27 protein-coding genes and 1 tRNA gene are annotated in these 23,532 nt (G+C 62.7%); 10 read left to right on the top strand and 18 right to left on the bottom strand.

All coding sequences use genetic code 11. The annotated features are described in order from the left end of the window. The first annotated feature begins 7 nt into the window (after window positions 1-7). The 3 genes from ccmB to ABMA32_RS15315 all read left to right on the top strand — a co-directional run bounded on the left by ccmB (window position 8) and on the right by ABMA32_RS15315 (window position 1,479). The gene (gene ccmB, locus ABMA32_RS15325) at window positions 8-673 is read left to right on the top strand and encodes a heme exporter protein CcmB (RefSeq protein WP_349014612.1); all 666 of its coding nucleotides are present in this window, start codon (window positions 8-10) and stop codon (window positions 671-673) included. A gap of 66 nt (window positions 674-739) precedes the next feature. Continuing rightward, window positions 740-910, top strand: coding sequence for a heme exporter protein CcmD (gene ccmD / locus ABMA32_RS15320; protein WP_349014611.1), 171 nt, complete (start codon window positions 740-742; stop codon window positions 908-910). Further along, window positions 907-1,479, top strand: coding sequence for a DsbE family thiol:disulfide interchange protein (locus tag ABMA32_RS15315; protein ID WP_349014610.1), 573 nt, complete (start codon window positions 907-909; stop codon window positions 1,477-1,479). The genes ccmD and ABMA32_RS15315 overlap by 4 nt, the downstream gene beginning before the upstream one ends. Window positions 1,480-1,526: 47 nt before the next feature. On the opposite strand, the gene ABMA32_RS15310 is transcribed toward ABMA32_RS15315, so the two are convergent. From ABMA32_RS15310 to ABMA32_RS15285, 6 genes are all read right to left on the bottom strand, one after another. Beyond that, window positions 1,527-1,691: a hypothetical protein gene (locus ABMA32_RS15310; protein ID WP_292769177.1), complete on the bottom strand. Its 165-nt coding sequence runs from the start codon at window positions 1,689-1,691 to the stop codon at window positions 1,527-1,529. Window positions 1,692-1,835: 144 nt separating this feature from the next. Further along, a complete protein-coding gene (locus ABMA32_RS15305; RefSeq protein WP_349014609.1) occupies window positions 1,836-2,654 on the bottom strand; it encodes an ABC transporter permease in 819 nt (272 codons plus the stop codon). 2 nt (window positions 2,655-2,656) lie between these two features. Next, the gene (locus tag ABMA32_RS15300; RefSeq protein ID WP_349014608.1) at window positions 2,657-3,490 is read right to left on the bottom strand and encodes an ABC transporter permease; all 834 of its coding nucleotides are present in this window, start codon (window positions 3,488-3,490) and stop codon (window positions 2,657-2,659) included. A gap of 12 nt (window positions 3,491-3,502) precedes the next feature. After that, the gene (locus tag ABMA32_RS15295; protein WP_349014606.1) at window positions 3,503-4,618 is read right to left on the bottom strand and encodes an ABC transporter substrate-binding protein; all 1,116 of its coding nucleotides are present in this window, start codon (window positions 4,616-4,618) and stop codon (window positions 3,503-3,505) included. Window positions 4,619-4,659: 41 nt separating this feature from the next. After that, complete coding sequence (locus tag ABMA32_RS15290) at window positions 4,660-5,742, bottom strand: ABC transporter ATP-binding protein (protein WP_349014605.1); 1,083 nt, start codon at window positions 5,740-5,742, stop codon at window positions 4,660-4,662. A 103-nt stretch (window positions 5,743-5,845) separates the two neighbouring features. Further along, on the bottom strand, window positions 5,846-6,745 hold the full coding sequence (locus tag ABMA32_RS15285; protein ID WP_349014757.1) for a LysR substrate-binding domain-containing protein: 900 nt from the start codon (window positions 6,743-6,745) through the stop codon (window positions 5,846-5,848). 102 nt (window positions 6,746-6,847) lie between these two features. On the opposite strand from ABMA32_RS15285, the gene ABMA32_RS15280 reads away from it, so the two are divergent. Together ABMA32_RS15280 and ABMA32_RS15275 are read left to right on the top strand one after the other, a co-directional pair. Beyond that, window positions 6,848-8,440: a zinc-binding metallopeptidase family protein gene (locus ABMA32_RS15280; RefSeq protein ID WP_349014604.1), complete on the top strand. Its 1,593-nt coding sequence runs from the start codon at window positions 6,848-6,850 to the stop codon at window positions 8,438-8,440. A gap of 15 nt (window positions 8,441-8,455) precedes the next feature. After that, window positions 8,456-9,388, top strand: a complete 933-nt coding sequence (locus ABMA32_RS15275) for a dimethylarginine dimethylaminohydrolase family protein (protein WP_349014603.1) — start codon at window positions 8,456-8,458, stop codon at window positions 9,386-9,388. Between the two features lie 56 nt (window positions 9,389-9,444). Here the strand turns inward: ABMA32_RS15275 and ABMA32_RS15270 are convergent, their stop codons facing one another. Continuing rightward, window positions 9,445-9,648: a hypothetical protein gene (locus ABMA32_RS15270; protein WP_349014602.1), complete on the bottom strand. Its 204-nt coding sequence runs from the start codon at window positions 9,646-9,648 to the stop codon at window positions 9,445-9,447. Window positions 9,649-9,926: 278 nt separating this feature from the next. Here ABMA32_RS15270 and ABMA32_RS15265 point away from each other — a divergent pair, with 278 nt between their 5' ends. Together ABMA32_RS15265 and dhaL are read left to right on the top strand one after the other, a co-directional pair. Beyond that, a complete protein-coding gene (locus ABMA32_RS15265) occupies window positions 9,927-10,934 on the top strand; it encodes a dihydroxyacetone kinase subunit DhaK (protein ID WP_349014601.1) in 1,008 nt (335 codons plus the stop codon). Window positions 10,935-10,937: 3 nt separating this feature from the next. After that, window positions 10,938-11,582 (top strand): dihydroxyacetone kinase subunit DhaL, encoded by a 645-nt coding sequence (gene dhaL, locus ABMA32_RS15260; RefSeq protein WP_349014600.1) that lies wholly within the window; start codon window positions 10,938-10,940, stop codon window positions 11,580-11,582. Here the strand turns inward: dhaL and ABMA32_RS15255 are convergent. Both ABMA32_RS15255 and derI read right to left on the bottom strand, forming a co-directional pair. Then, window positions 11,573-12,352 carry a triose-phosphate isomerase gene (locus tag ABMA32_RS15255; RefSeq protein ID WP_349014599.1) on the bottom strand — a complete coding sequence of 260 codons (780 nt, stop codon included), beginning with the start codon at window positions 12,350-12,352 and terminating at the stop codon, window positions 11,573-11,575. The genes dhaL and ABMA32_RS15255 overlap by 10 nt on opposite strands. 20 nt (window positions 12,353-12,372) lie before the next feature. Next, window positions 12,373-12,813, bottom strand: coding sequence for a D-erythrulose-4-phosphate isomerase (derI, locus tag ABMA32_RS15250; RefSeq protein WP_349014598.1), 441 nt, complete (start codon window positions 12,811-12,813; stop codon window positions 12,373-12,375). A 147-nt stretch (window positions 12,814-12,960) separates the two neighbouring features. On the opposite strand from derI, the gene ABMA32_RS15245 reads away from it, so the two are divergent. Then, window positions 12,961-13,902, top strand: a complete 942-nt coding sequence (locus ABMA32_RS15245; protein ID WP_349014597.1) for a threonine ammonia-lyase — start codon at window positions 12,961-12,963, stop codon at window positions 13,900-13,902. Between the two features lie 49 nt (window positions 13,903-13,951). Here ABMA32_RS15245 and ABMA32_RS15240 read toward each other — a convergent pair whose 3' ends face one another. The 8 genes from ABMA32_RS15240 to ABMA32_RS15205 form a co-directional block, all read right to left on the bottom strand. Beyond that, window positions 13,952-15,064, bottom strand: coding sequence for a mandelate racemase/muconate lactonizing enzyme family protein (locus ABMA32_RS15240; RefSeq protein WP_349014595.1), 1,113 nt, complete (start codon window positions 15,062-15,064; stop codon window positions 13,952-13,954). Window positions 15,065-15,176: 112 nt separating this feature from the next. Beyond that, window positions 15,177-15,761 carry a nicotinate-nucleotide adenylyltransferase gene (locus ABMA32_RS15235; RefSeq protein WP_349014594.1) on the bottom strand — a complete coding sequence of 195 codons (585 nt, stop codon included), beginning with the start codon at window positions 15,759-15,761 and terminating at the stop codon, window positions 15,177-15,179. A 61-nt stretch (window positions 15,762-15,822) separates the two neighbouring features. After that, window positions 15,823-17,109, bottom strand: coding sequence for a glutamate-5-semialdehyde dehydrogenase (locus ABMA32_RS15230; protein ID WP_349014593.1), 1,287 nt, complete (start codon window positions 17,107-17,109; stop codon window positions 15,823-15,825). Window positions 17,110-17,112: 3 nt separating this feature from the next. Beyond that, window positions 17,113-18,267 carry a glutamate 5-kinase gene (proB, locus tag ABMA32_RS15225; protein WP_349014592.1) on the bottom strand — a complete coding sequence of 385 codons (1,155 nt, stop codon included), beginning with the start codon at window positions 18,265-18,267 and terminating at the stop codon, window positions 17,113-17,115. Then, entirely contained in the window at window positions 18,264-19,283 is a 1,020-nt protein-coding gene (gene obgE / locus ABMA32_RS15220) for a GTPase ObgE (RefSeq protein ID WP_349014591.1), read from the bottom strand. The genes proB and obgE overlap by 4 nt, the downstream gene beginning before the upstream one ends. Window positions 19,284-19,403: 120 nt before the next feature. Further along, window positions 19,404-19,985, bottom strand: a complete 582-nt coding sequence (locus ABMA32_RS15215) for a GNAT family N-acetyltransferase (RefSeq protein ID WP_349014589.1) — start codon at window positions 19,983-19,985, stop codon at window positions 19,404-19,406. A gap of 123 nt (window positions 19,986-20,108) precedes the next feature. Further along, complete coding sequence (gene rpmA / locus ABMA32_RS15210) at window positions 20,109-20,378, bottom strand: 50S ribosomal protein L27 (protein WP_292769260.1); 270 nt, start codon at window positions 20,376-20,378, stop codon at window positions 20,109-20,111. Between the two features lie 26 nt (window positions 20,379-20,404). After that, window positions 20,405-21,094 (bottom strand): 50S ribosomal protein L21, encoded by a 690-nt coding sequence (locus ABMA32_RS15205; protein ID WP_349014586.1) that lies wholly within the window; start codon window positions 21,092-21,094, stop codon window positions 20,405-20,407. Window positions 21,095-21,366: 272 nt separating this feature from the next. Here ABMA32_RS15205 and ABMA32_RS15200 point away from each other — a divergent pair. Next, window positions 21,367-21,456 (top strand) — tRNA-Ser (locus ABMA32_RS15200). A 329-nt stretch (window positions 21,457-21,785) separates the two neighbouring features. On the opposite strand, the gene ABMA32_RS15195 is transcribed toward ABMA32_RS15200, so the two are convergent. Beyond that, window positions 21,786-22,070 carry an ArsR/SmtB family transcription factor gene (locus tag ABMA32_RS15195; protein ID WP_349014585.1) on the bottom strand — a complete coding sequence of 95 codons (285 nt, stop codon included), beginning with the start codon at window positions 22,068-22,070 and terminating at the stop codon, window positions 21,786-21,788. Window positions 22,071-22,213: 143 nt separating this feature from the next. Here ABMA32_RS15195 and ABMA32_RS15190 point away from each other — a divergent pair, with 143 nt between their 5' ends. Continuing rightward, complete coding sequence (locus ABMA32_RS15190; protein ID WP_349014583.1) at window positions 22,214-23,506, top strand: NAD(P)/FAD-dependent oxidoreductase; 1,293 nt, start codon at window positions 22,214-22,216, stop codon at window positions 23,504-23,506. Window positions 23,507-23,532: the final 26 nt, after the last annotated feature.

The raw sequence follows: 23,532 nt of genomic DNA, 5'->3' as shown, positions 1-23,532 counted from the left end.
CCATGCAATGCTAGCTCTGTACCTCCGCGAGCTTCGGGTCTCGACCCGCGCCGGTGGAGGCGCACTGACCGGCGTCCTGTTCTTTCTTGCGGTGGTCGCCACGATGCCCTTCGCGCTTGGCCCGGACCTCAACCTGCTGGCGCGTATCGGACCCGCCGTGCTCTGGATCGGCGCTCTGCTGGCATCGCTGCTCGGGCTCGATAGGCTGTTTCAGGCCGACCGCGAAGACGGTTCGCTCGACCTACTCGTCATGGCGGGCGAACGTCACATGCTGGCGCTGACCGTGCTGGTGAAGTGCCTGGCCCACTGGACGGCATGCATGCTGCCGCTGGTTGTCGCCTCACCAATACTCGGGCTGATCCTGAACATGCAGCCTGTGGCGATAGGCGCGACGACGCTCACGCTCCTTGTCGGCACGCCGGCGATCGCCTTCATAGGTGCTACGGGCGCGGCCGTCGCGGTCGGGCTGCCGCGCGGCGGCGTGCTGGTCTCGGTGCTGGTCCTGCCGCTTGCGATCCCGGTCATGATCTTCGGCGTCTCTGCAAGCTACGCAGCGATCAACGAACCGGACCCTTTCCTCCCGCCCTTTCTGATTTTAGCCGCTTTGACCCTGTTTCTTGCGGTCATCGGGCCGGCGGCCGCCGCGCTTGCACTGCGTCACGCGTCAGATTGACGCCGACAGCTCTGCTGCCCCGGACCCGGATTTGCTATATCCAGCAGGCGGAGGAAAGTGGAACGGATGACGACGCACGGACTCTACGTGATGGCCGCTTACGGCATTTCGACGCTGGCGCTCGCGGCGCTTGTCGTATGGGTGCTGCTCGACCACCGCGCCCGTCGTCGCGATCTGGCCGAACTCGAAGCTGCCGGCATGCGCCGCCGCTCCGACAGCAGGAGCATCGGCCCGTGAGCGTGGACACGGCTCCACCGAAGCCTCGGCGGCTCCTGCTGCTCGTGCCGCTTGTTCTTTTCCTGGGACTTGCTGCGCTCTTCCTGCTGCAACTCCTGTCGGGCCGTAACGCCGCAGAAATACCGTCCGCGCTGATCGGCCAGCCGGCGCCAGAAACCAACCTGCCTCCGCTGGAGGGGCTGAATCTGCCCGGGCTCGACAGCAAGACATTCGTCGGACGGGTGACGCTGGTCAACGTCTGGGCGTCCTGGTGCGCGCCCTGTCGGGAGGAACATCCGCTGCTCCTTGCGCTGGCGAATGACGGGCGTTTTTCTATTGCCGGGCTCAACTACAAGGACTCCGTGGAGAACGCGCGTCGCTTTCTCGGCGGACTCGGCAATCCCTATTCCGCAATCGGCGTCGATAAATCAGGCCGGACCGCAATCGACTGGGGCGTCTACGGCGTGCCCGAAACCTTCCTCGTCGGGAAAGACGGGCGGATACTCTACAAACACATCGGGCCGTTGAGCGAACAGGCGGTTACCGAAAGGCTGATGCCGGAAATAGAAAAGGCGCTTGCGGCCAACTAACCGCGAGCGCCCTTTGACAACGCGAAGCTACGCGTACCGAAAACCGATCAGCCGTAGATTTTCTTGTAGGCGTGGCGCAGCATTTCGCCGCGGTCGGCGCGGAGGTCGGCAAGATCGCGCGAGGTCAGGCTGGCAATCTCATTGGCGAGGCGGTTGAATTCGCGACGCTTTTCGATGCGGTTCTGAGCATAGGTGATGAGGTTGTTGATCATGGCGAGGCTCCTTTGCCGCACCCCAGTGGCGGCTGAATTGGTTAGTCCTCCCTTGTGCGATTAAAATAGGCACTGCCCTGTGCGATGCAACATTTGATGTTGCATCGCAGCAATGCAGGCCGTGCATGGCAAGTAAATGATTGCTTAAGCCATGGATCGACGCCGCTGCTGCCGGTGTTCCACCAGACGGCGAGCGGCGAGGACGGCTACCGTCACCATGATCAGGATCACCGAGATCGCGGCGATGGAAGGGTCGATGTTGTCGCGCAAGCCCATCCACATAAGGCGGGGGAGCGTGATGGCATTGACGCTGGTGATGAAGAGCGTCACGCCGATCTCTTCCCAGGACAGCACGAAGGACAGGAGTGCGGCCGCCACGATTCCGAACTTGATGTTTGGAATGATGATCTGCGTGGCCCGCTCCCACATACTGGCGCCAAGACCGCGCGCGGCAAGGTCGATGCGCCTGTCCACTTGGCTGAGTGCAACGAGGATGAGAACGGTGGCGAAGGGTACGGTCATGACCGAGTGCGCCATGGCGACGCCGAGCCAGGTGTCGTAGCCGAACCAAGGCACGACGCCTGAAATTGACGTGAGCAGGAAGTAGATCGTGATCGCCGACACCACCGGCGGCACAACCATCGGCAACAGCACGAAGCCTACGAGCAGAGCCGTGAAGCGGGGCTGGAACATCCAGACGCCGAGGCTGAAGCAGAGTGCAAGCAATGTCGAAAACACACTGCTTACGATGCCGATGCGGATGGACAGTAGTATGCCGTCGATCCAGCGAGGATCCTCCACCAGCGCCCGATAGTGCCTGAGCGAAAGCTCTCCCGATGGCATGGCAAGCATGCGCGACGGCGTGAACGAAACCGGGATGACGGCCAGAAGCGGCATTAGCAGGAAAAGCGCGACAAGCGTGGCGCAGATCAGTGTGACGGGGCCAGGACGGTAGGTCGGCATCGCTACACCATCTGCCTTGGCCGCACGTAGCGGAACAGCAGCGCCATGAGAGCGCCGACAAACAGGACCAGCACCACGCTGATGGCCGAGCCGAGGCCCCAGTCGGGGCTCTGGAAGATGCGCAGGTAGACCAGTTCGGCCACCATCACGCTGCGACCGCCGCCAAGGATCGCTGGAGTCACGAAGAAGCCCAGAGCGAATACGAAGACAATGAGCGCCGAACCAATGATGCCGGACATGGTCATAGGCACGAAGACCGACCAGAAGGTTCGCGTCCTGCTGGCGCCCATGCCGCGCGCAGCCAGAAGCACACGGTCATCGAGATTGCGCATGGCAGACGCCAGCGGGAACACTGCGAATGGAATAAGAAAATGTGTCATACCGATGATGACACCGAGTTCATTGCGCACAAGCGCCAGCGGCTCCGAGATGAAACCGATCGACTGCAGCCATGTGTTGATCAGGCCGCGGTTGGAGAGCAGGGCAACCCAGCCGAAGGCGCGCGTGAGTACCGAAATCCAGAAGGGCACGAGGATGCAGAACTCGGCCAGCATACGCTGTGTAGGCGTCCCCCGCACCCAGACGACCGTGATGGCATAGGCCGCCACGACCGACACGATGGTAACGATCAGGCAGAGCCGCAGAGTGCGGATGAACACCGACTGCACCAGCGGGTCGGTGAGCAATGCGCCATACTGCCCGAGCCCTGGCTCGGGCAGAGTGAAGCTCCATTTGACGACACCCAGGAAGGGCCACAGATAGGCCACCGCCAGGAACAGGAGTAGCGGCGCCATCGTCAGCGCCGCGCCTCTCCAGTTCGACAGGTGTCGCATCATCTCCGCTACGGATCAGGCAGAGATGATCTTGGTGTATTCGTCGAGCGCCGCACCGTAGTTTTGGGCGTACCACGGCATGTCGAGCGCGATCTGCTTGACCATGTTCGCCGGGTCGACCGGATTGATGCGCTTCCTGTCGTCAGGGATGAGCGCGTCGGCCGCCGGGTTTGCAGGCCCCTGGCCAAGCTTGTCGAACATAACGATCTGCTTGGCTGGATCCTGCGCGCTGGCAATGAACTGCATCGCCGCGTCCTTGCCGCCGGGATTGCCCTTCAGCACCGCGAGCGCGCCGGGCGAGATCAGGCCCTGATCCCAGATGAACTTGATCTTGCCGCCGGAATCCTGCTCGATCAGCGAAGCGCGGGTCGACCAGACGATTGCCATCGAGGCCTCACCGTCGAGCAGCACGCTCTGGCTTTCGGCGCCGCCGCCCCAATAGGTGACGACATTCTCCTTGAAGGCCGCGATCTTGTCATGCGCACGCTTGAGGTCGAGCGGATAGAGCTCGGCCGGCGCGACGCCGTCGGCAAGCAGTGCTGCCTCCCAGCTCGAGACGCCCCATTTGTAGAGCGAGCGCTTGCCGGGAAATTTCGCCACGTCGAAGAAGTCAGCCATGCCGGTCGGCGCGGTATCTCCGAACTTCTCGGAATCATAGGCGATCACATAGGAGAAGAAGTAGGTCGACGCGGCATAGTCCCATCCAAAGCCTGGGCGGAATTTCGACTTGTCGACGATGCTGTAGTCGATTGGCTCCAGCATGCCCTTCTCGCCAAGCGTGATCGCCGAGAACGGATCGACGTCGACCAGATCCCATGTCGGGCTGCCGCTCTTGAACTGGGCCTCGATAGCGCCTTCCGTCGGCCCGGAGCCGTCCATCTTGACGACGATGCCGGTCGCCTCCGTGAACGGCTTACCGTAGGCCGCATCGTAGGCGGTGATGGCATCGCCGCCCCAGTTGACCAAGACCAGTTCCTTGGCCTGCGCAAAGGCATCCGAGGCTCGCAGCAGCATCGGACCGCCGGCCAGCACCAGCGCCGACAACTGCACGAATTGCCTGCGCGAAATCTCGCCGCGCGCTGCGCGATGAACGAGGGAGTCCATCGCCTGTTTTCTTGTGTCGTTCGTCATGTCAGTTCCCCTTGTTGTTTGATGTGGATCGTTTGTGCGTCTTATCGTGCGAGAAGGATGCCCCTTTCCGCCGGCCATGTCAGCCAGATCGGGTCGCTGCTGCGAAGCGTGTTCGCGGCGATGTCATTGGGTACGGAAACACTGAGCTTCGTGCCCTGTTTTGTCAAAAGATCGAGTTTCGTCGCGGAGCCGAGATAGGTGGTGCCGACCGTCGTCGCAGTGATCCCGTTTTCGCCCGGGGAGGCCTCGTTCCTGATCGTCATGTATTCCGGCCGCACCGCCAGCAGCGCGTCACCGTGGATGTCCTGTGAACCGCGCAAGGTCACCGGCCCGTCCTCGCACAGCCCCGTCATGGAGCCATTGTCCTTCCGCACGCCGGTCAGTGGCAGCATGTTGATCTCGCCGAGGAACTCTGCGACGAAACGGCTCGCAGGGCGCTCGTAGACATCCTCCGGCGTGCCGACCTGCAGAAGTTCGCCGTGATTGAAGATGGCGATGCGAGAGGCCAAGGCGAGTGCCTCGCTTTGATCGTGCGTCACGAAGACGAAGGTCGTTCCCGTCTCCTCGTGGAGGCGCTTCATCTCCGCCTGCATCTGCCCGCGCAGACTCTTGTCCAGCGCAGAGAATGGTTCGTCCAGCAGCAGCACGCCCGGCTGGAACACGAGAGCACGCGCCAGCGCCACACGCTGTTGCTGTCCGCCCGAAAGCTGCGACGGCAACTTGTTTTCGTGCCCCTTCAGTCCAACGCGCTCCACCATTTCCGCAACCCGCGCCTTGATATCGGCCGCCGGAATCTTCCGCACCTTTAGCGGGAAGGCGATGTTGGCGGCGACAGTCATATGCGGGAACAGCGCATAGCCCTGGAACACCATTCCGGCGGAGCGCAATTCGGCCGGCCGGTTTGTTATGTCTTCGCCATCGCTGAACAATTGGCCGTCGCTTGGTGGCAGGAAGCCGGCAAGGATCATCAGGAAGGTGGTCTTGCCGGAACCGGAAGGGCCAAGAAGCGCGAGGAATTCACCGCGCCCGATGTCGAGCGTCAGGTCATGCAGGGCCCGGAACGTTCCGAAGCTCTTGCCAATTCCGATCGCCTTGATTTCCGCGGCCCGTCCAGGCTGATGCATCCGGCCATCCCTGACTGTCCCGACAAAATCGTAGGCAGGGTTTTAAGACACCGCAATCGAATAGTTTTCTCCCGACCGGCAAATTTCATTCACGCTTGGCGGCTCACGCGTAAGCCTTGCCCTTCGCTTCGGCGAGTTGGGCCTTCAGCCACGCAGCGAATGCCCTGGCGATCGGATGATCGGTTTTTGTCCATTCGGCGACAAGGAAATAGGATCGCGGCGACTTGATCGCGATTTCGAAGGGACGCACGAGGCGACCCTCGTCAAGCGCCTTGCGGCTGGTGAGTTCGTCGCCCATGGCAATGCCTTGTCCTGCGATCGCCGACGAGAACACCAGGTTCATGTCCGAGAAGATAATGCCGCGCTCGGGATCGGGATTTTCAACGCCCGTCGCCGCGAACCAACGCGACCAGTCTTCATGATCGCCCAAATGCAGGAGATTGGCACGCAGCACGTCCACCGGTCGCGAAAGTCCGCCGACCCTGTTGAGCAGCGTCGGGCTGCAAAGCGGGGTGAATTCAATGTCGCACAGGAGTTCCACGGAGTGGTTCGGCCAGTTGCCGAGGCCAAAGGCTATGAACACGTCGGCCTCTCCGTTGCTGACGTCGTCGAGCCGGCGCGGCGTGAGGATACGCAGGGCCACGTCCGGGTAAATGCTCTGGAAGGTGGCTATGTGGGTGCAAAGCCAAAGCGAGGCGAAGCCCGGCGTGCAGCTGATGCTGAGCGATCCGCCCATACCCTTGCCGGCCTGCTGCTCGGCGGCATCGCCAAGCACAGTCAACGCCTTGCGCACATCGAGCGCGTAGCGGCGACCGCGCGGCGTCAGCGTGACGCCCTTGCCGACGCGCTGTAGCAGATCGAAACCGAGGTCGCGTTCCAGCAGCCGCAACTGATGGCTGACGGCACTGCGGGTCAGGTTCAACTCATCCGCCGCGCGCCAGACACTGCCGTGGCGGGCGAAACTGTCCAGCGCCCGAAGCGCCTGCGTAGATGGGATTCGCAGCACCAACCTCCTTCAGGTGAATGGAATTTGCGTATCGACGGAAAACATATCACTTTTTGATTGGCCGGTTCACTGCTTTCCTGTCCGCGAAGGAAATCGGTGATGACGCCGGCACAGGAAACCGCACTCGCTTTTGTCGAACAGGCCAGGCCGGATCTGTCCGCCTGGACCCGCACGATCTTCGATTTCGGCGAGACGGCGTGGCGCGAATACCAGTCGGCCGCATGGTACGTCGAAACGCTAAAGCGTGAAGGCTTTTTCGTCGAGGTTGGCTCCGGCGGCATGCCGACCGCTTTCTGCGCGCACTGGACAAACAAGGGTGATGGGGGTGCCGGCCCCACGATCGGCATGTATGCGGAATATGACGCCGTGCCTGGCAATTGCCAGGACGCCACGACCGTCAGGCGTCCACGACCGGGGCTGAGCGAGCATGCAGGCGGCCACACAGACCCCCACTCCGGCCTAGGTATCTCCAGCCTTGGCGCATTGCTGGCAACCAAGACGGCGATGGAGCGTCACGGTCTCTCGGGTACGCTGCGGTTCACCGGCGAGCCTGCCGAAAAAGTACGTGGGTCGAAGCCTATCCACGCGGCCAAGGGCTATTATGACGGGCTGGACGGGATGATCTCCTTCCATCCTTTCTACATGCTGCCCCTCTGCAATACCGTTCGCTGGGATACGCACTGCGGCGCGGCCTATTCGATGATCTATCGCTTTGTCTGCGACCAGCCTGAGCTCTGGATGAAGACGGCGAGCGACGGTGCGCCGATCCCGCAGTCCCATTCCGCGCCGCGCGCGCCCGGCGCAAACGACGCGCTGATGACGATGTACATGGCCTCCAAGGCGTTGCGCGATTCCATGCTGCCGCATCAGGGCGGCTGGTCGATCAGCGAGGCGATCCTGACTGCAGGTCAGGCGACCGCCGACAATTTGCCGGCAGGTCTGGCCGAGATTCAGTACATGATCCGCGTCCCGACAGTAGCCATGGCCGAACAGGTTACGGCCGTTCTGGACAGCAACGCCGAAGCCGCGGCGCGCATGACCGGCTGCCGATTCGAACGCCACTGGGTATCGAAGTCGCGACCTGGTCTTGCCAATCACGCAATGGCGCGCATCGCCTGGGACGCACTGGAAACCGTCGGCGCGCCGCGATGGAGCGATGCCGGCAAGGCGGTGGCGCGTGAAATCCAGTCGAACTGTGGTGTCGAGCCGATGGCCGAGCCTTTGCTCGACGAATGCGAGCGGCTGATTCCACCGCAGGACGCGGAGGCGATCCTGCGCCGCGATCTGCCACCATCGCAGATCAACTCCACCTCCGACGACTATACCGACATGAGCTGGCATGCCCCGACGGCGCGCATCTACGTTGCCCGTCCCGCCCTGAAGGCGCCCAAGGGATTCACCTATCCCTCGTGGGCGATGAACGCGCTTGGCGGCATTGCCGAAACCATCGACCCGATGGTGGTCTGCGCAGCAAAGAATGTCGCGCTCACCGCGCTCAGGCTGATCGAGGATGCGCCGGCCCGCGAGGCGGCCCGCGCCGAATTCATCGAACGCACCGGTGGCGGCATCGGTGGCGAACGCTGGACCGCTCCGCTCTGTGACTACGAACCGCCTATTCATTTCCGCTGGCCGGAATATGTCACCACGCCGCGTGGCCGCGACTGGTGGATTCCGACCCCTGCCAATGCCTGAACCGAGGAGATCGCCATGACCCGCCACGAGACTATTACCGCCGAGCCCTTTTCGCTCCAGCGCCGCAACCCCGCAGGCGGCACCAAGCCGCTCGCCAACTGGGGTTTCCAGAACGAAACCGATCCGCTGACGGACGTGTTGCTCGGTTCGCCGGCGTTCTTGCGCCATCTCGCGACCAGCTCGCTGTCGCGCAAACATCTGCGGGAGAATCCCTGCAACATTCAGACCGCGCAGGCGCAACACAAGGATCTGGTCGCGGCCTATGAGAGTTTCGGCGTCAACATCCATTGGCATGAGCCGACGCCCGAACTGCCCATGCAAGTCTATTCGCGCGATTCTGCTGTCATGACGCCCTATGGCGCGGTCATCACAGCAATGGCCAACTGGTGGCGGCGCGGCGAGAACTATGCCGCAATCCGCACCTACGAGAAGCTCGGCATCCCGATCTACGACATGGTGACGGCCGGCACCTTCGAGGGTGGCGACTTCAACGTCATCGAGGATGGCGTCGTGCTGATCGGCTGCGGCGGCGCGCGCACCCAGGAAGAAGGGGCGCGTCAGGTCAAGGAATGGTTCGACAAGGAAGGCTGGGAGACGCGTCTGGCCTTCATCGACGAATACTACGTCCACATCGACCTGATGGTCGTGCCGATCGCACCGAAGCTGACAGCCGTCTGTCTCGCCTGCACCGAACCCGGCATCGTCGACTGGCTGAAGGGCAAGGGCCATGAGATCATCGACGTTCCTTTCCAGGACACGATGGCGCTGGGCTGCAACTTCATGTCGCTCGGGAAGGACCGGGTGATTGCGCCGACATCATCGAAGACGCTCGTCGGCCAGCTGAAGGCGCGAGGGTTCGAAGTGGCGGAAGTCGACACCGCCGAAATCTCGAAGACCGGCGGCGGCATCCACTGCATGGCGCAGGCGCTCAAGCGCGAGGCCGCCTAATCCCCTTGATCAATTTGCTGGCCCTGCCTCGCACAGGCAGGGCAGGCTACCATTTATCAGGCGACGCGACGAAGAACCGAAGGCTGGGCAACCTCGCCCGCGGCTAGGATCGTGTTACGCATCGCATCTAGGCTTAGCCCATCGAACACTGACAACATGGCGTTGACGATTTCACCGTCCAGCATGGTCCATCGTCCGCCTTCGTACTCCTGCACCATCACCTTGCCTCCGTCGAGGCGATAACTCGGATACTGTTTCACGACCCGGGCTCCCACGTTTACGAAACGCTCACGTCTACCAACGCTGCTGCCGACAACAGTGCGCTCCACGGAAGGCCAGCGATGTAACCTTGCGGCAACAGAGTTTGTCGAAACGGATCGGATCCAAACTTGTCCACAGATTATCGACAGTTGTCGCTATGGCTTTAAGGCTCGAGAGGCTTTCAGCGACCAGCGATCGCACGCAAACGAAGCTTGGCCTGCCCGCGCGCAATGACTACAGTTCGCCGGTGGCTCGATCGAGACGCAGCGGAGGAAAATTGAAAACCAAGAAACTGATCAATGACGGCGCCCGCGCCGTCGATGAAATGCTGGTCGGCGTGCTGGCGGCCCACGGGAAGCATCTATACGCGGTTGATGGCAGTCCCCGTTCGATCATCGCCAAGGACGGACCCCGTCCCGGCAAGGTCGGTCTGGTGATCGGCGGCGGTTCGGGACACGAGCCTACTTTCCTCGGCTTTGTCGGAAAGGGCCTCGCCGATGCCTGCGCGGTCGGTAACGTGTTCGCCTCTCCGCCACCCGACCCCATCATCGAATGCGCGAAGGCCGCAAGCGGCGGCGCGGGCGTTCTGTTCATGTACGGCAATTACGCCGGCGACGTCATGAACTTCGACATGGCCGCCGAGATGCTGTCGATGGACGACATCGAGGCGCGCACGGTTCTCACAACCGACGACGTCGCTTCCGCACCCCGCGACCAAAGGCAGAAGCGGCGCGGCGTAGCCGGTAACTTCTTCATCTTCAAGGCCGCCGGAGCCGCCTGCGACCTCATGCTCTCCTTCGATGAGTGCGAGCGGATCGCCCGCAAGGCCAACGACGCCACCTACACGATGGGCGTGGCGCTTGCGCCCTGTTCCCTGCCGCAGACCCTGCGTCCGAACTTCGACATCGGGGCCGACGAGATGGAGATCGGCATGGGCATCCACGGCGAGCCGGGCGTGCAGCGCGACAAGTTGCTGCCCGCCGATCAGGTCGTCGACGACATGCTCGACCGCATACTGGCGGAGATGTCGCCGTCGCGCGGCGACAAGGTCGCACTGCTCGTCAACTCGCTCGGCTCGACGCCGCTAATGGAACTCTACATCATGAACCGGCGCGTCTCACAGCGGCTGGCCGACATCGGTGTCGACATCCACGCTACATGGGTTGGCAACTATTGCACGTCGCTCGAAATGGCCGGCGCGTCGATCACGATGCACCATCTCGACGGCGAACTGCAGACGATGCTCGACCATCCTTGCGACTGCGCCATGTTCCGGGCGGGCTGAATCATGACCATCGACGAAACGACGCTGAAGTCGATGTTCTCCGACATCGCGACCGCCATCACCGCCGACCGCGACAGGCTTTGCGCCCTCGACGGCGTGATCGGCGACGCCGACCATGGCATCGCGATGGAACTCGGCTTCAATGCCGCGCGCGACGCGGTTGCGGCGCTTGGTCCCGAAGCGGACCCGACGGCCGTCCTGAACACGGCCGCTAAAGCCTTTCTCAACGCCGTCGGCGCTTCGTCCGGTCCGCTCTATGCGACGGCCTTCATGCGGGCCGGCGCGGTAGCCAAGGGAAAGGCCGTCCTTTCCGACGCCGATTTCGTCGAAGTCTTCCGGGCGATGGCGCAGGGCATTCGCGACAGGGGTAAGGCCGAGCCCGGCGAAAAGACGATGATTGACGCCTGGGTGCCTGCCGCTGAAGCTGCGGCGGCAGCCTCCGCCGGAGGCGCAAGCGCTGCGGAGGCTATCGATGCGGCCGCCAAAGCTGCGGATAAAGGCGCCGAAGCGACGAAAGCCATGGTCGCCGCCAAGGGACGCTCGGCTCGCCTCGGCGATCGCTCGATCGGGCATGTCGACCCCGGCGCAGCATCCGCCGTCACCGTGATCACCGCCATCGCCAAAAGCCTGAGCGCAGCTCAGGCCTGATTGATGACCTTGGCGGCGATCCGCATGATGTCGAGGTAACCCTCTACATCCCACGCCGCCCGCCCGATGAAGAGGCCATCTATGCCGGGCTCTACGATGAGTTCGGCAGCGTTGTCGCGATTGACGCTGCCGCCATAGAGGACCGGGCAGCGTGACTTCAGGATCGTACCAGTAAGGTCGGCGATCGAGCGATGCCGCTGACCTGCATAGGCGGCCGTGGCCGGAATGCCGTTGACCCCGATCGCCCAGACCGGCTCGTAGGCGAACAGGATCGAGCCCGCAGCCTGACCTCCATCCGCGAATTCGAGAGCGCCTCGCACCTGCTGCTCCAGTACCGCGTCAGCCCGCCCGGCATCGCGTTCTGCAAGCGTCTCGCCAACACAGACGAGCGGCACCAATCCGTGGCGCAGCGCGGCCGCAACCTTCAGGCCAACGGTCCGGTCAGTCTCTCCGAAATTCGAGCGCCGTTCGCTGTGCCCGAGTTCGACCAGATCGAGACCGCAATCCACCAGCATCGGCGCCGAGATTTCGCCGGTCCAGGCCCCGGCGTCCTCCCAATGCATGTTCTGCGCACCGACCTTGACGCGTGTACCGCCGAGTGCCGCCTTCACCTCTCGAACGCAGGTGAAGGGAGGAACGATAAACGGCTGGATCGCAGCATCGACTCCCGGCATCGCCGACGCCAGCGCTTCCGCGAATGCGAGCGCCTCGGCGCGCGTCTTGTTCATCTTCCAGCTGGTACCGACCCAGCGCGGTGGAGACTGTGTCAATTGGTCACTGCTTTCCGGTCTCAGGCCTTCCCGGTGTCAAGCCGGTTGATCGCGTCGACATTGCCCGCCGAAGGGCCTTCGGGATCGAACTCGGACGCGATCCAGGTATCGACAATGGCCTTCGCCAGTTCGGGACCGATGACGCGCGCGCCCATCGTGATGATTTGCGCATTGTTGGATTTCGCCGCACGCTCCGCGGAATAGGTATCGTGCGTCAGCGCAGCGCGGATGCCCGGCACCTTGTTGGCTGAGATACAGACGCCGATGCCCGTGCCGCAAAAAAGGATCGCGCGGTCGTTGCGCCCATCGAGTACTGTCTCCGCCACGACCTTCGATAGATCGGCATAGTAGCCGCTCTGGCTGAGGTCGTTGACCTCGATCCCCGCCTTGCCGGCCAAATGAGCCGCGATGACATCGAGCAACGGCTTGCCAGCGCTATCCGCGCCGATGGCGATTCTCATTCTATCCTCCTCGCGGTAACGATCCGTGATCTGCTGAACCCAGCCACAGCCTCTATTATGGCGGCAACATCCTGTCCATCCATCTGAAAGGACGCTGAGCGCGGGGCAATTGCCGGTCAGGCGGTGCACCGCTATAGCAGGGATAGCATGATCTCGATCGACGACATCGAAACGGCGCGGGAGCGGATTGCGTCCTACGTCAGGCGAACGCCCATCATGGAGGCCGCCCACGTACGCGACAAGCTGCCGGTCGCAGCCAGCGTGATGATGAAGCTCGAGCTCCATCAGGTCACGGGCTCGTTCAAGGCGCGCGGCGCCATGAACCGGTTGCTGGGTACACCCAGGAACGAGATCACGGCCGGGATCGTCACGGCATCGGGCGGCAACCACGGGCTCGCGGTGGCACGGACTGCCAAGGTCGCAGGCGTGCCGGCCGTTGTCTTTGTGCCGGAAACAGTCTCGCCGGCAAAAGTCCAAAAGATGCGCAGATGGGGTGCCGATGTCCGCATCGCAGGCGCGGAATGGAGTATCTCGAACGAAGCTGCGCATAATTATGCGCACTCCACCGGTGCCTCCTATTTCCATCCCTTCGCCGATCCGCTCGTCGTTGCCGGTCAGGGCACGCTCGGCCTCGAAATCCTCGACCAGACCTGGGATTTCGACACCATTGTCGTGGCGGTCGGTGGCGGTGGTCTTATCGCGGGTCTGTCGACCGCGATCAAGGCGCGACGTCCCGAGGCGCGGATCGTCGCCGTCGAACCGGTAGGATCGCCGACCCTGAAGGCCAGCCTCGATGCTGGCGAGGTCGTGACGCTTCCCGAGGTGACCAGCAGCGTCGTTACCCTATCCTGCCGGCGCACGGATGAACGCGTCTTCGAGATCGTGCGCCGCAACGTTGACGATGTCGTCCTGGTCACCGACGAGGCGATGCTCGACGCGGCGCGATGGCTCTGGTTCGAATTCGGTTTGGCCGCCGACCTGTCCGGCGCGGCGTCAATTGCCGCGTTGCTGAGCGGCCATCCGACTTTCGTGGGTTGCCGCAGGATTTGCGCCGTCGTGTGCGGTGCTGGCGCGGAAGGTACGGTGTAGCACCGCGCAAACTTGATCTTGGCCAAGGGCAGGCGGATAGAAACTTCTTTCAACGATCATACGTCAACGAAAGGAACGGCTCGCCCAGCGTCTCCGGCAACACGTCGATACCCAGCCCATTGCCGTCAGGAATTCCCATGCGGTTTCCGATAACCGGTGGCTCGTTCGATGCGGTGCGTATCGTCACCCATTGATGGAAGGCGATCGCATGCGAGCGGCGCTCCTCCGGCGTGGAGAGCGAGAGGTGAGCCATCGCCGCCGTATCGATTTCCGCGCCGCCGGTATCCTCCACGGTGATCATGAAGCCCATTTCGGCCGCGAGGTCGCGTAGCAGTCGGGTCTTCGAAACGCCGCCGATCCTGGAAATCTTCAGGGTCACGCCGTCTGCAAGTCCCATCCGGTGGATGGCGAGCAAATCCTCCAGCGTTTCGACAGACTCATCGAGCACCATCGGCTTGTTACACGCTTTGCGCACAGACATGTTCTCCTCCAGCGTCCTGCAAGGTTGCTCGAAGACGTAGTCGATATCGCGTGTCGCATCGACGAACTGGCGCGCCTTCAGCGGCATCCAACCGGCATTCGCATCGCAGAAGATCACAGTCCCTTTTGGTACAACGCCAGCGACAGCATGAAGGCTGTCAATGTCGCCATGGACATCGCCGCCGACCTTGACCTGGATGCGTCGGTAGCCTTCATCCATGATGCGACGGGCATGCGCAGCCATGGAGTCGGGCGTCCCGTGCGTGACGACCTTGTAGAGTTCCGCCGTGTCGCCTTCGCGTCCTCCGAGCATGGTGACCAGCGGCACGCCCGCTGCTCGAGCGGCCAGATCCCAACACGCCATGTCGATCGCCGATTTGATGTAGGGATGACCCGCAAATACCGTGTCCATCAGCCGGCTAATCTGCGCCAAAGCTCGCGGATCGCGTCCAAGCAGATACGGCGCGATCTCCGCCACTCCCGCTTCCGCCCCCGCCGCGAAGGCAGCCGAATAGAACGTGCCGAGCGGAGCCATCTCGCCCCATCCCGTGACACCTTCGTCGGACGTCAGCGCAACGATGACCGCGTCAAACGCGTCGGCCGTTCGGCCCTTCGACATCCTGTAGGGACCGTCGACGAATGGCTGGAGGATGCGATAGGCTTTTACTGAACGTATGATCACCGGTCCGGCCCTTTCCAAATGGCGTTCAGGCACCCGTCGCGTTCATGGAAACAGGTTTGGCGTCAGCGATCTTTAGGTTTGGCGACGCCGAAGGACTTCCTCGTAAAATTTCCTATTTGCGCGCGGCGCGGATAGCGCTCGAGGACAGGCTGGAACGCGGTCCATGGATGAAGGTCCAGGCCGGCGGCTTCATGCGGGCAAGCCGTGGTGCGGCAAACTCGTCGACGCGCGCATAGTCGAAGGTCTTGGCGACCATGGATGACAGGAAAGAAAGGGTAGCTCCGGGCCGGTCGATGACGGCGATCGGAAAGGTCAGCGCGATCTCGCGCCAGCGCTGCCAGCGGTGGAAGTCGCGCAGATTGTCCGCACCCATCACCCAGACGAAATCGACGCCGGGATTTCTTGCGCGCACCAGCGCCAGCGTGTCGGCGGTATAGCGCAGTTTATGCGCGGCCTCGAAGGCGGTGACCTTGATGCGCGGATTGCGGGTGATCTCTTCCGAAAGGCGCAGCCGCTCGCCGAGCGGCGCAAGCTCGCTGATCGACTTCAGCGGATTTCCAGGCGTGACGATCCACCAGAGCTGGTCGAGCGCCAGCCGCCTCAAAGCGATTTCGGCGACATGCACATGGCCGGCGTGCGGTGGATTGAACGAACCGCCGAACAGCCCGACCTGCATGCCCTTCTCGACATGCGGCATGCGCAGATACCGGGATGAATTTGCGGACGACACCGACACTAGGCGATCTGGAACGGCAGCGTCACGGACGCACCTGACCCGATCCGCGCACGCGGTACTTGAAGGAGGTGAGTTGCTCGACGCCTACCGGCCCTCGCGCATGCATCTTGCCCGTGGCGATGCCAATCTCTGCGCCCATGCCGAACTCGCCGCCGTCGGCGAACTGCGTCGAGGCATTGTGCAACAGGATGGCGGAATCGATTTCGTTGAAAAAGCGCTCCACCGCAGCCGCATCTTCAGCCACGATGCCCTCGGTGTGATGCGAAGACCAAGTCTCGATTTGCTCGATCGCCTCGCCGACGCCATCTACCAGCTTCACCGAAATGATCGCGTCCAGATATTCGGTGCGCCAGTCCTCTTCGGTCGCCGGCTTTGCCTTCGCGAATACGGCGCGCACTTCTTCCGTGCCCCGGATTTCGCAGCCGGCCTTGCCGAGCGCCTCAAGCACCGGGACGAGATGCGTCGCTGCGACTGCGCGGTCAACAAGCAGCGTCTCGGCGGAGCCGCAGATGCCAGTCCGCCGCATCTTGGCATTGACGGCGATCTTCACCGCCATGTCGAGATCGGCCGAACGGTCGATGTAGAGATGGCAGATGCCCTCCAGATGCGCGAAAACCGGCACGCGCGCTTCCGCCTGCACACGCGCCACGAGGCTCTTGCCCCCGCGCGGAATGATGACGTCGAGATTGCCGCCAAGACCGGCGAGCATCTCGCCGACGGCGGCACGATCCGTCACCGGCACGAGTTGGATGGCGTCCTCGGGCAGCCCGGCCGCTTTCAGCCCTTCCACGAGGCAGGCATGGATCGCAGCGGAAGAGTTGAGCGAGTCCGAACCGCCCCGCAGGATGACCGGATTGCCTGCCTTGAGACAGAGCGCACCGGCATCCGCAGTGACGTTTGGCCGGCTCTCATAAATGACGCCGATCACGCCGAGCGGCGTGCGCACGCGCTCGATCTGCAGGCCGTTCGGACGGTCCCACGCGGCGATGACCTCGCCGACGGGATCCTTGAGCTCTGCGATCTCGCGGATGCCCTGCGCCATTGCGACTACGCGCTTTGGATCGAGCTTCAGTCGGTCCATCATGGCCGGCGATAGTTTCGCTTCCTCGCCATTAGCGACGTCGATTGCGTTGGCCTCGATGATCGCGGCTTCGTTACGCAGGATGGCCTCCGCCATGGCGGCAAGCGCTGCGTTCTTGGCAGCGGTCGAGGCAATGGCGAGCGGTCGCGCGGCTGCCCGGGCGCGGCGGCCGATATCGGCCATCAACGCGGCGGTATCGGTTCCCGACTGTTCATGCGTCTTCAGCATGGCCTATCCTTTCACCCGTGCGGCTTCGTCCTCGGACACTTCGTGCGTGCCGCTTACCACGAGATCGTCTCGATGAACCATCGCCGAGCGCGCCTGGTGGCCGAGCACGGTCTCGATCTCGTCGGTCTTCAGCCCGGCGATCCTGATCGCATCCGCCGCGTCATAGGCCACAAGGCCGCGCGCAATCTCGCGCCCTTCTGGCGACAGGACCGCAACTGTATCGCCGCGCGAAAAATGTCCGCTGACAAGTTTCACGCCAGCCGGCAGCAGCGACTTGCCCGACATGAGCGCGCGCACCGCGCCGGCATCGACCGTTAGCCGCCCGGCCGGTTCGAGCTGGCCAGCAATCCACGTCTTGTAGCCTTTCACTGGCGCCCGGCTCGGCTTGAACAGGGTAAAGCGCTCTCCCCGTTCGATGGCCGACAGCGGATTCTGCCGCGCGCCCGACGTTATGATCATCGCAGTTCCCGCCGTAGTGGCGATCTTGCCGGCGTCCAGCTTCGTACGCATGCCGCCGCGCGAAAGCTCGGAAGCCGCCGCTCCCGCCATGGCCTCGATCTCGGGCGTGATACGTTCCACCATCGGCAGGAATTTCGCATCCGGGTCGATCTGCGGCGGCGCGGTGTAGAGCCCGTCGATATCGGACAGCAGCACCAGAAGATCGCCGCCCATCATGGTTGCGACGCGAGCAGCGAGGCGATCGTTGTCGCCATAGCGGATTTCGGTCGTCGCGACCGTGTCGTTCTCGTTGATGATCGGCACCGCCCTCATCTTGAGAAGAGTGCCGATGGTCGCGCGTGCGTTGAGGTAGCGGCGGCGCTCCTCCGTATCGCCCAGCGTAAGCAGGATCTGGCCGGACTTCAGGCCGGCGCGATTGAGTTCTTCTGACCATGCGCTGGCAAGCGCGATCTGGCCGACAGCGGCAGCCGCCTGGCTTTCCTCCAACTTCAGCGCGCGGCGGCCAAGGCCAAGAATGGTTCGTCCAAGCGCGATGGCGCCTGATGAGACTACCAGAACCTCCGTACCGGCCGCGTTGAGCGCGGCAACGTCATCTACCAGCGACGCCAGCCATTCGCGTTTCAGTCCAGTCGCCCGGTCGACCAGCAGTGCGGAGCCGATCTTGACGGTGATGCGCTTGTATTTGCGGAGCGCGTTCATTGCGTGACCTGCGTCCCTTCGGCTTCCCGCGCCGCCTCGATCTCGCTCATGAGCGCGCGCAACGCAGCCTGCACGCCTTCGCCGGTAGCGGCCGACAGCAGGATCGGCGTCCTCCCGGCAGCGCGCTTCAGCGAAGCCAGCTTTTTCTTGCGCTCGTCCGCGTCGAGGGTGTCGGCCTGCGACAGCGCGACGATCTGGGGCTTGTCGGTAATACCGTGCCCATAGGCTTCGAGCTCACGGCGCACCGTCTTGTAGGCCTTGCCAGGGCTTTCCTCGCGCGCGGAGACAAGATGCAGCAACACGCGCGTCCGCTCGACGTGACCGAGGAAACGATCACCGATACCCACGCCCTCATGCGCGCCCTCGATCAGACCGGGAATGTCGGCCAGCACGAATTCGCGCGCGTCGATGCGAGCAACGCCGAGGCCGGGATGGAGCGTCGTGAAGGGATAGTCTGCGATCTTCGGCTTGGCAGCCGTGACGGTGGCGAGGAAGGTCGACTTGCCGGCGTTGGGCAGTCCGACCAGTCCCGCGTCGGCAATCAGCTTCAGCCGCAGCCAGATCGTCAATTCCTCGCCCGGCAGACCGGGGTTGGCGCGGCGCGGGGCGCGATTGGTGGAGGACTTGAAATGCTGGTTGCCGAAGCCGCCATTGCCGCCGGCGGCGAGGCGATAGCGCTGGCCGACCACGGTCAGGTCGCACATCAGCGTCTCGTTGTCTTCCTCGTAGACCTGGGTGCCGACCGGCACCTTCAGCGTCACATCCGCGCCTTTGCCGCCCGTCATGTTGCGGCCCATGCCGTGCATGCCGGTCTTTGCCTTGAAGTGCTGCTGGTAGCGATAGTCGATCAGCGTGTTCAGCCCTTCGACCGCCTCGACCCAAACGTCGCCGCCGCGGCCACCATCGCCGCCATCGGGGCCGCCAAACTCGATGAATTTCTCGCGCCGGAACGACACCGAGCCGGCGCCACCGTCGCCGGAACGGATATAGACCTTTGCCTGGTCGAGGAATTTCATGCGCCCGACACCACCGTGGTTCTCACTTTTCGCGGCCCTGCTGTAACGCAAAGGATGGGCGGGCGCGAGGGGTCGCCTCGTGCCTTTGCCATGCGGCCCAATCCATCGACCAGCCGTCCATCATGCCCAGTTCCTTAGGCTCTCCCAGGTGCGACGGTCGAGACGATAGCGCTCGATCGGCACTTGGCCGGCCGCGAGCGAGTTCATCATCCCCTGTCCGGCATACTGGAAGCCGCATTTGTGGATGACGCGCCGTGACGCCGGGTTGATGACGCGTACCGACACGTTGAGCACGTGGATGCGGGTTTCGCGAAACGCCAGATCGACAAGCGCATGCGCCGCTTCGGTGGCGAAGCCACGCTTCCAGTATGGTTCGCCGACCCAGTAGCCAAGCTCCAGCCCGCGATCCTTCACGTTGAGCCCGGCGCACCCGATGAACGTGCCCGTTCCGGCGAGCGTCAGCGCATAGCTTACGCCGGGACGCTTGTGCCCGGCCATCGCGACGAAGCTGCGCGCTTCCGCTTCCCCGTAGGGATGCGGCATGCGGGCGAGCATCTGGGCAACGTGCAGATTGTCGGCAAGCCGGACCAGCGCGGGAATGTCCCCTTCCCGCGGCGCCCGCATGATCAGCCGCTTCGTCACCAGAACCGGCCGGTCTATGAACGGACTTTCGTCCTCGCTGTCATCCTTGTCGGCAATCATCGCAGTCCCTCCAGAGCGCAAAGAAAAAGGGGAGATGGCGACCCATCTCCCCTGATCCATTTTCTGGGCTCTGCCAGACACCGGTTCCCGAGATGGGGCGCCGGTGTTTTGGTGCGGAACCGGCTACTCCGCTGCTTCCTGCGTCGGGTTTACCGACACGTAGGTGCGGCCATTGGCTTTCTTGCGGAACGCGACGGCGCCGGCCTCGAGCGCAAACAGCGTATGATCCTTGCCCATGCCGACGTTGACGCCGGGATGCCAGGTCGTACCGCGCTGACGGATAATGATGTTGCCGGGAATGACGGCTTCGCCGCCGAACTTCTTCACGCCAAGGCGCTTGGATTCCGAATCGCGACCGTTGCGCGACGAACCGCCAGCTTTCTTGTGTGCCATGGGTCTATCTCCTTAAGTCGCTATTCTTACTCTGATTCCTTGGCGGCTGCAGCATCTTTATCGATCTGCGCGCGCGGTGGCTTGCCTGCAAGAAGTTCCTTGGCCTGCGCCACCCACTCCTCGCGCTCGATGCGGCCGCCGAGCGACAGCTCCTCGTCGAGCTTGGCGATCTCTGCCTTCTTCAGCTTGGAGATGGACGTCAGCGTGGCGTAGCCGGCTTCCGTAAGCTTTTCCTTGAGGACCGGGCCGACGCCGCTGATCAGCGAGATGTCGTCCACGATCTCGGCCTTCGCAGCCTTTGCCTTGGCGGGCTTCGCCTTAGGCGCGACGTCGGCGAGTGCTGCCGGCGCTGTCTCGGCGACCTTCTCCTTCTTGGCCGCCGCCTTCTTCGCAGGCTTGGCTCCGCCGAGCAGGATCTCGTCGATGCGCACCGTCGTCTCGTACTGGCGGTGGCCGCGGCGGCGCTTCGAATTCTGGCGACGACGCTTCTTGAATGCGATGACAGTGGCGGCGCGGCCCTGGGCCACGACTTCCGCCGTTACCGAAGCGCCGTCCACGAAGGGATCGCCGATGGTCACGGCATCACCCTCGCCGTGGGCGAGCACATAGCCGATTTCCACGATGTCGCCGACTTCGCCGGCGATCTTCTCGATCTTCAACACGTCATTGGCGACAACGCGATACTGCTTGCCGCCCGTTTTGATGACTGCGAACATTTTTTGCCTTTCACTGTTCGGTCGGCCTTTTTGGATGCTCGGAAGCGATCCGGCCGTCTTTTTGTCAGTCTGCGGGTTCATAAAACATCATCGGCGCGGGGAGGCCCCACGCCGGATGCGCGCTGTCCCTAGACGAAGCAGGCAGCCGAGTCAAGGCAAAGCGGGCATTTCCGGCCTGGCGACAACAAAGCACGCTCCAACGTAAAATGGCCTTGTAACCGGGAAGACGCGCCGTTATCTAGTGCCGCGCGCCGAATGGCCGACCACGCTGCGGAGAAGTGGCTGAGTGGTTGAAAGCACCGCACTCGAAATGCGGCATACTCGCAAGGGTATCGGGGGTTCGAATCCCTCCTTCTCCGCCAATCCTTCTAAACAAACATGTTAAAATATTGATACTTTTTCTTACTTAGCTTTTCGTCCCCATTTTCATTCCCACCTTCAAAGCTCCGCAGAGGCGCGCTTCAGGTTAACCATGGCGTGGGACCGAGAGCGGCCGTCAGCTTTGCGCCCCCATTTCCATCACGACCGACAGACTTGGCGTTACCTGAATGCAGACATTACACCGCGTTGAAAATGGCCGCTGCGCATATCGAAATCGGTCGAGTGATTAAGCACCGGATCTCGAATCCGCCCGGCCTTCAACCAAGGTGCTAGCCGGGTCGACGTTCGCTTAGCCGCGCAGCGCGCGCCTTCATTTTGGCGGGCAGAATGCGGCGTGCAGAGCTTCAACGACCTTCAGCACCTCAGGCCGCGTGACCCGATAGAAAATGGTGGTGCCCTCGCGACGCGCCTCGACCAAACCGTCGGCACGCAACCGCATGAGTTGCTGCGACATCGGTACTTGCTCGATGTCGAGTTCGTGGCGCAACTGGGCGACCGACTTTTCGTCGCTACCTAGAGCGCAGAGGACTAGCAGCCGCTTCTGATGTGCGAGGCTTCGGAGTAGCTCGGCTGCCATACCAGAGGCTGGGATCATTTCTTTTACATTCATTTTCTTGAATTTACAATCTTTGAATGTTAATTGCAAGGGAGATGAGCGACGGGCGGCACGTATTGAGCGAGATCAAGGCCGCGACGCCGAAAGAGCTTTTACTTGGAACTCTAGCGGAGGAAAACAGCATGTCGGACATCATCGTTCTGGGTGCCGGCCTCGGTGGTACCATCATGGCCTACGAGATGAAGCAGCGACTTAGCCGCGAAGACAGGCTGACGGTCGTCAATCTTGGGACGAGCTATTCCTTCGTCCCGTCGAACCCCTGGGTAGCGGTAGGCTGGAGGAAGCGCGAGGACATCACAGTCGACCTGTCCGCAGTGCTGGAAAGACGCGGCATCGCGCTTCGGCCTGAAGGTGCCCGGCGGGTGCTGCCCAAAGAGAACCGCATTGAGCTCAATGACGGTTCATTCCTGAACTACGACTATCTCATCATCGCCACCGGACCGGATCTCGCCTTCGACGAGGTGCCCGGGCTAGGACCTGATGGCTTCACTCAGTCCATCTGCCATATCGAGCACGCCCTGTTGGCGCAGGCCGATTTCGACGCTTTGCTGAAGAAGCCCGGTCCGATCGTGGTCGGAGCCGTGCAGGGTGCCTCGTGCTATGGCCCCGCCTATGAGTTCGCTTTCATCCTCGACACCGCGCTGCGGCGCTCGAAGAAGCGTGACCGGGTGCCGATCACCTTCGTGACGCCCGAACCCTATATCGGCCATCTCGGCCTGGACGGGGTCGGCGACACCAAGGGGCTTCTCGAGAGCGCCATGCGTGAGCGCCACATCAAGTGGATCACAAATGCCCGCGTGACGAAGGTGGAGCAGGGCAGGATGTTTGCCGAGGAGGTCGCGGAAGACGGCTCTGTCAAGGCCAGCCATGAGTTGCCATTCGCCTATTCGATGATGTTGCCGGCGTTCCGTGGCGTACCCTCCGTGGCCGGGATCGAAGGGCTCACGAACCCTAGGGGGTTCATCGTCATCGACAAGTATCAGCGCAATCCGGCCTTTCAGAACATATTTGCGATCGGCGTGTGCGTGGCCATTCCCCCGGTCGGCAAGACGCCACTTCCGGTCGGCGTGCCTAAAACCGGCTTCATGATCGAATCGATGGTCACGGCCACGGCAAACAACATCGCTTCCCTACTCAAGGGCGAGCAGCCCGAGGCCGTGGCAAGCTGGAATGCCGTTTGCCTGGCGGATTTTGGCGATGAGGGCATCGCTTTCGTGGCCCAGCCTCAAATCCCGCCTCGTAACGTCAACTGGTCATCGCAAGGCAAATGGGTGCACGCCGCAAAGGTCGGCTTCGAGAAGTACTTCCTGCACAAGGTGCGCCAGGGCAAGGCGGAGACCTTCTACGAGAGCCTCGCCCTTGATGTGCTGGGCATCAAGAAACTCAAGGACATCCATATCGAGCCGGCCGAGTAGCCGGCTTGCCCACAACAAGGAGAAGT

The organism is Mesorhizobium quangtriensis (assembly GCF_040081925.1).
Lineage (GTDB): Bacteria > Pseudomonadota > Alphaproteobacteria > Rhizobiales > Rhizobiaceae > Mesorhizobium_K > Mesorhizobium_K quangtriensis.
The sequence above is the reverse complement of the archived record's forward strand: the minus strand, read 5'-3'. Positions and strand labels throughout refer to the sequence as shown.

Coding starts and splice junctions, on each gene's coding strand:
- ccmB (WP_349014612.1), top strand. CDS start 8: ATGCTAGCTCTGTACCTCCGCGAGCTTCGGGTCTCGACCCGCGCCGGT.
- ccmD (WP_349014611.1), top strand. CDS start 740: ATGACGACGCACGGACTCTACGTGATGGCCGCTTACGGCATTTCGACG.
- ABMA32_RS15310 (WP_292769177.1), bottom strand. CDS start 1,691: ATGATCAACAACCTCATCACCTATGCTCAGAACCGCATCGAAAAGCGT.
- ABMA32_RS15305 (WP_349014609.1), bottom strand. CDS start 2,654: ATGCCGACCTACCGTCCTGGCCCCGTCACACTGATCTGCGCCACGCTT.
- ABMA32_RS15300 (WP_349014608.1), bottom strand. CDS start 3,490: ATGATGCGACACCTGTCGAACTGGAGAGGCGCGGCGCTGACGATGGCG.
- ABMA32_RS15295 (WP_349014606.1), bottom strand. CDS start 4,618: ATGACGAACGACACAAGAAAACAGGCGATGGACTCCCTCGTTCATCGC.
- ABMA32_RS15290 (WP_349014605.1), bottom strand. CDS start 5,742: ATGCATCAGCCTGGACGGGCCGCGGAAATCAAGGCGATCGGAATTGGC.
- ABMA32_RS15280 (WP_349014604.1), top strand. CDS start 6,848: ATGACGCCGGCACAGGAAACCGCACTCGCTTTTGTCGAACAGGCCAGG.
- ABMA32_RS15275 (WP_349014603.1), top strand. CDS start 8,456: ATGACCCGCCACGAGACTATTACCGCCGAGCCCTTTTCGCTCCAGCGC.
- dhaL (WP_349014600.1), top strand. CDS start 10,938: ATGACCATCGACGAAACGACGCTGAAGTCGATGTTCTCCGACATCGCG.
- derI (WP_349014598.1), bottom strand. CDS start 12,813: ATGAGAATCGCCATCGGCGCGGATAGCGCTGGCAAGCCGTTGCTCGAT.
- ABMA32_RS15245 (WP_349014597.1), top strand. CDS start 12,961: ATGATCTCGATCGACGACATCGAAACGGCGCGGGAGCGGATTGCGTCC.
- ABMA32_RS15235 (WP_349014594.1), bottom strand. CDS start 15,761: ATGCCGCATGTCGAGAAGGGCATGCAGGTCGGGCTGTTCGGCGGTTCG.
- ABMA32_RS15230 (WP_349014593.1), bottom strand. CDS start 17,109: ATGCTGAAGACGCATGAACAGTCGGGAACCGATACCGCCGCGTTGATG.
- proB (WP_349014592.1), bottom strand. CDS start 18,267: ATGAACGCGCTCCGCAAATACAAGCGCATCACCGTCAAGATCGGCTCC.
- obgE (WP_349014591.1), bottom strand. CDS start 19,283: ATGAAATTCCTCGACCAGGCAAAGGTCTATATCCGTTCCGGCGACGGT.
- ABMA32_RS15215 (WP_349014589.1), bottom strand. CDS start 19,985: ATGATTGCCGACAAGGATGACAGCGAGGACGAAAGTCCGTTCATAGAC.
- rpmA (WP_292769260.1), bottom strand. CDS start 20,378: ATGGCACACAAGAAAGCTGGCGGTTCGTCGCGCAACGGTCGCGATTCG.
- ABMA32_RS15205 (WP_349014586.1), bottom strand. CDS start 21,094: ATGTTCGCAGTCATCAAAACGGGCGGCAAGCAGTATCGCGTTGTCGCC.
- ABMA32_RS15195 (WP_349014585.1), bottom strand. CDS start 22,070: ATGATCCCAGCCTCTGGTATGGCAGCCGAGCTACTCCGAAGCCTCGCA.
- ABMA32_RS15190 (WP_349014583.1), top strand. CDS start 22,214: ATGTCGGACATCATCGTTCTGGGTGCCGGCCTCGGTGGTACCATCATG.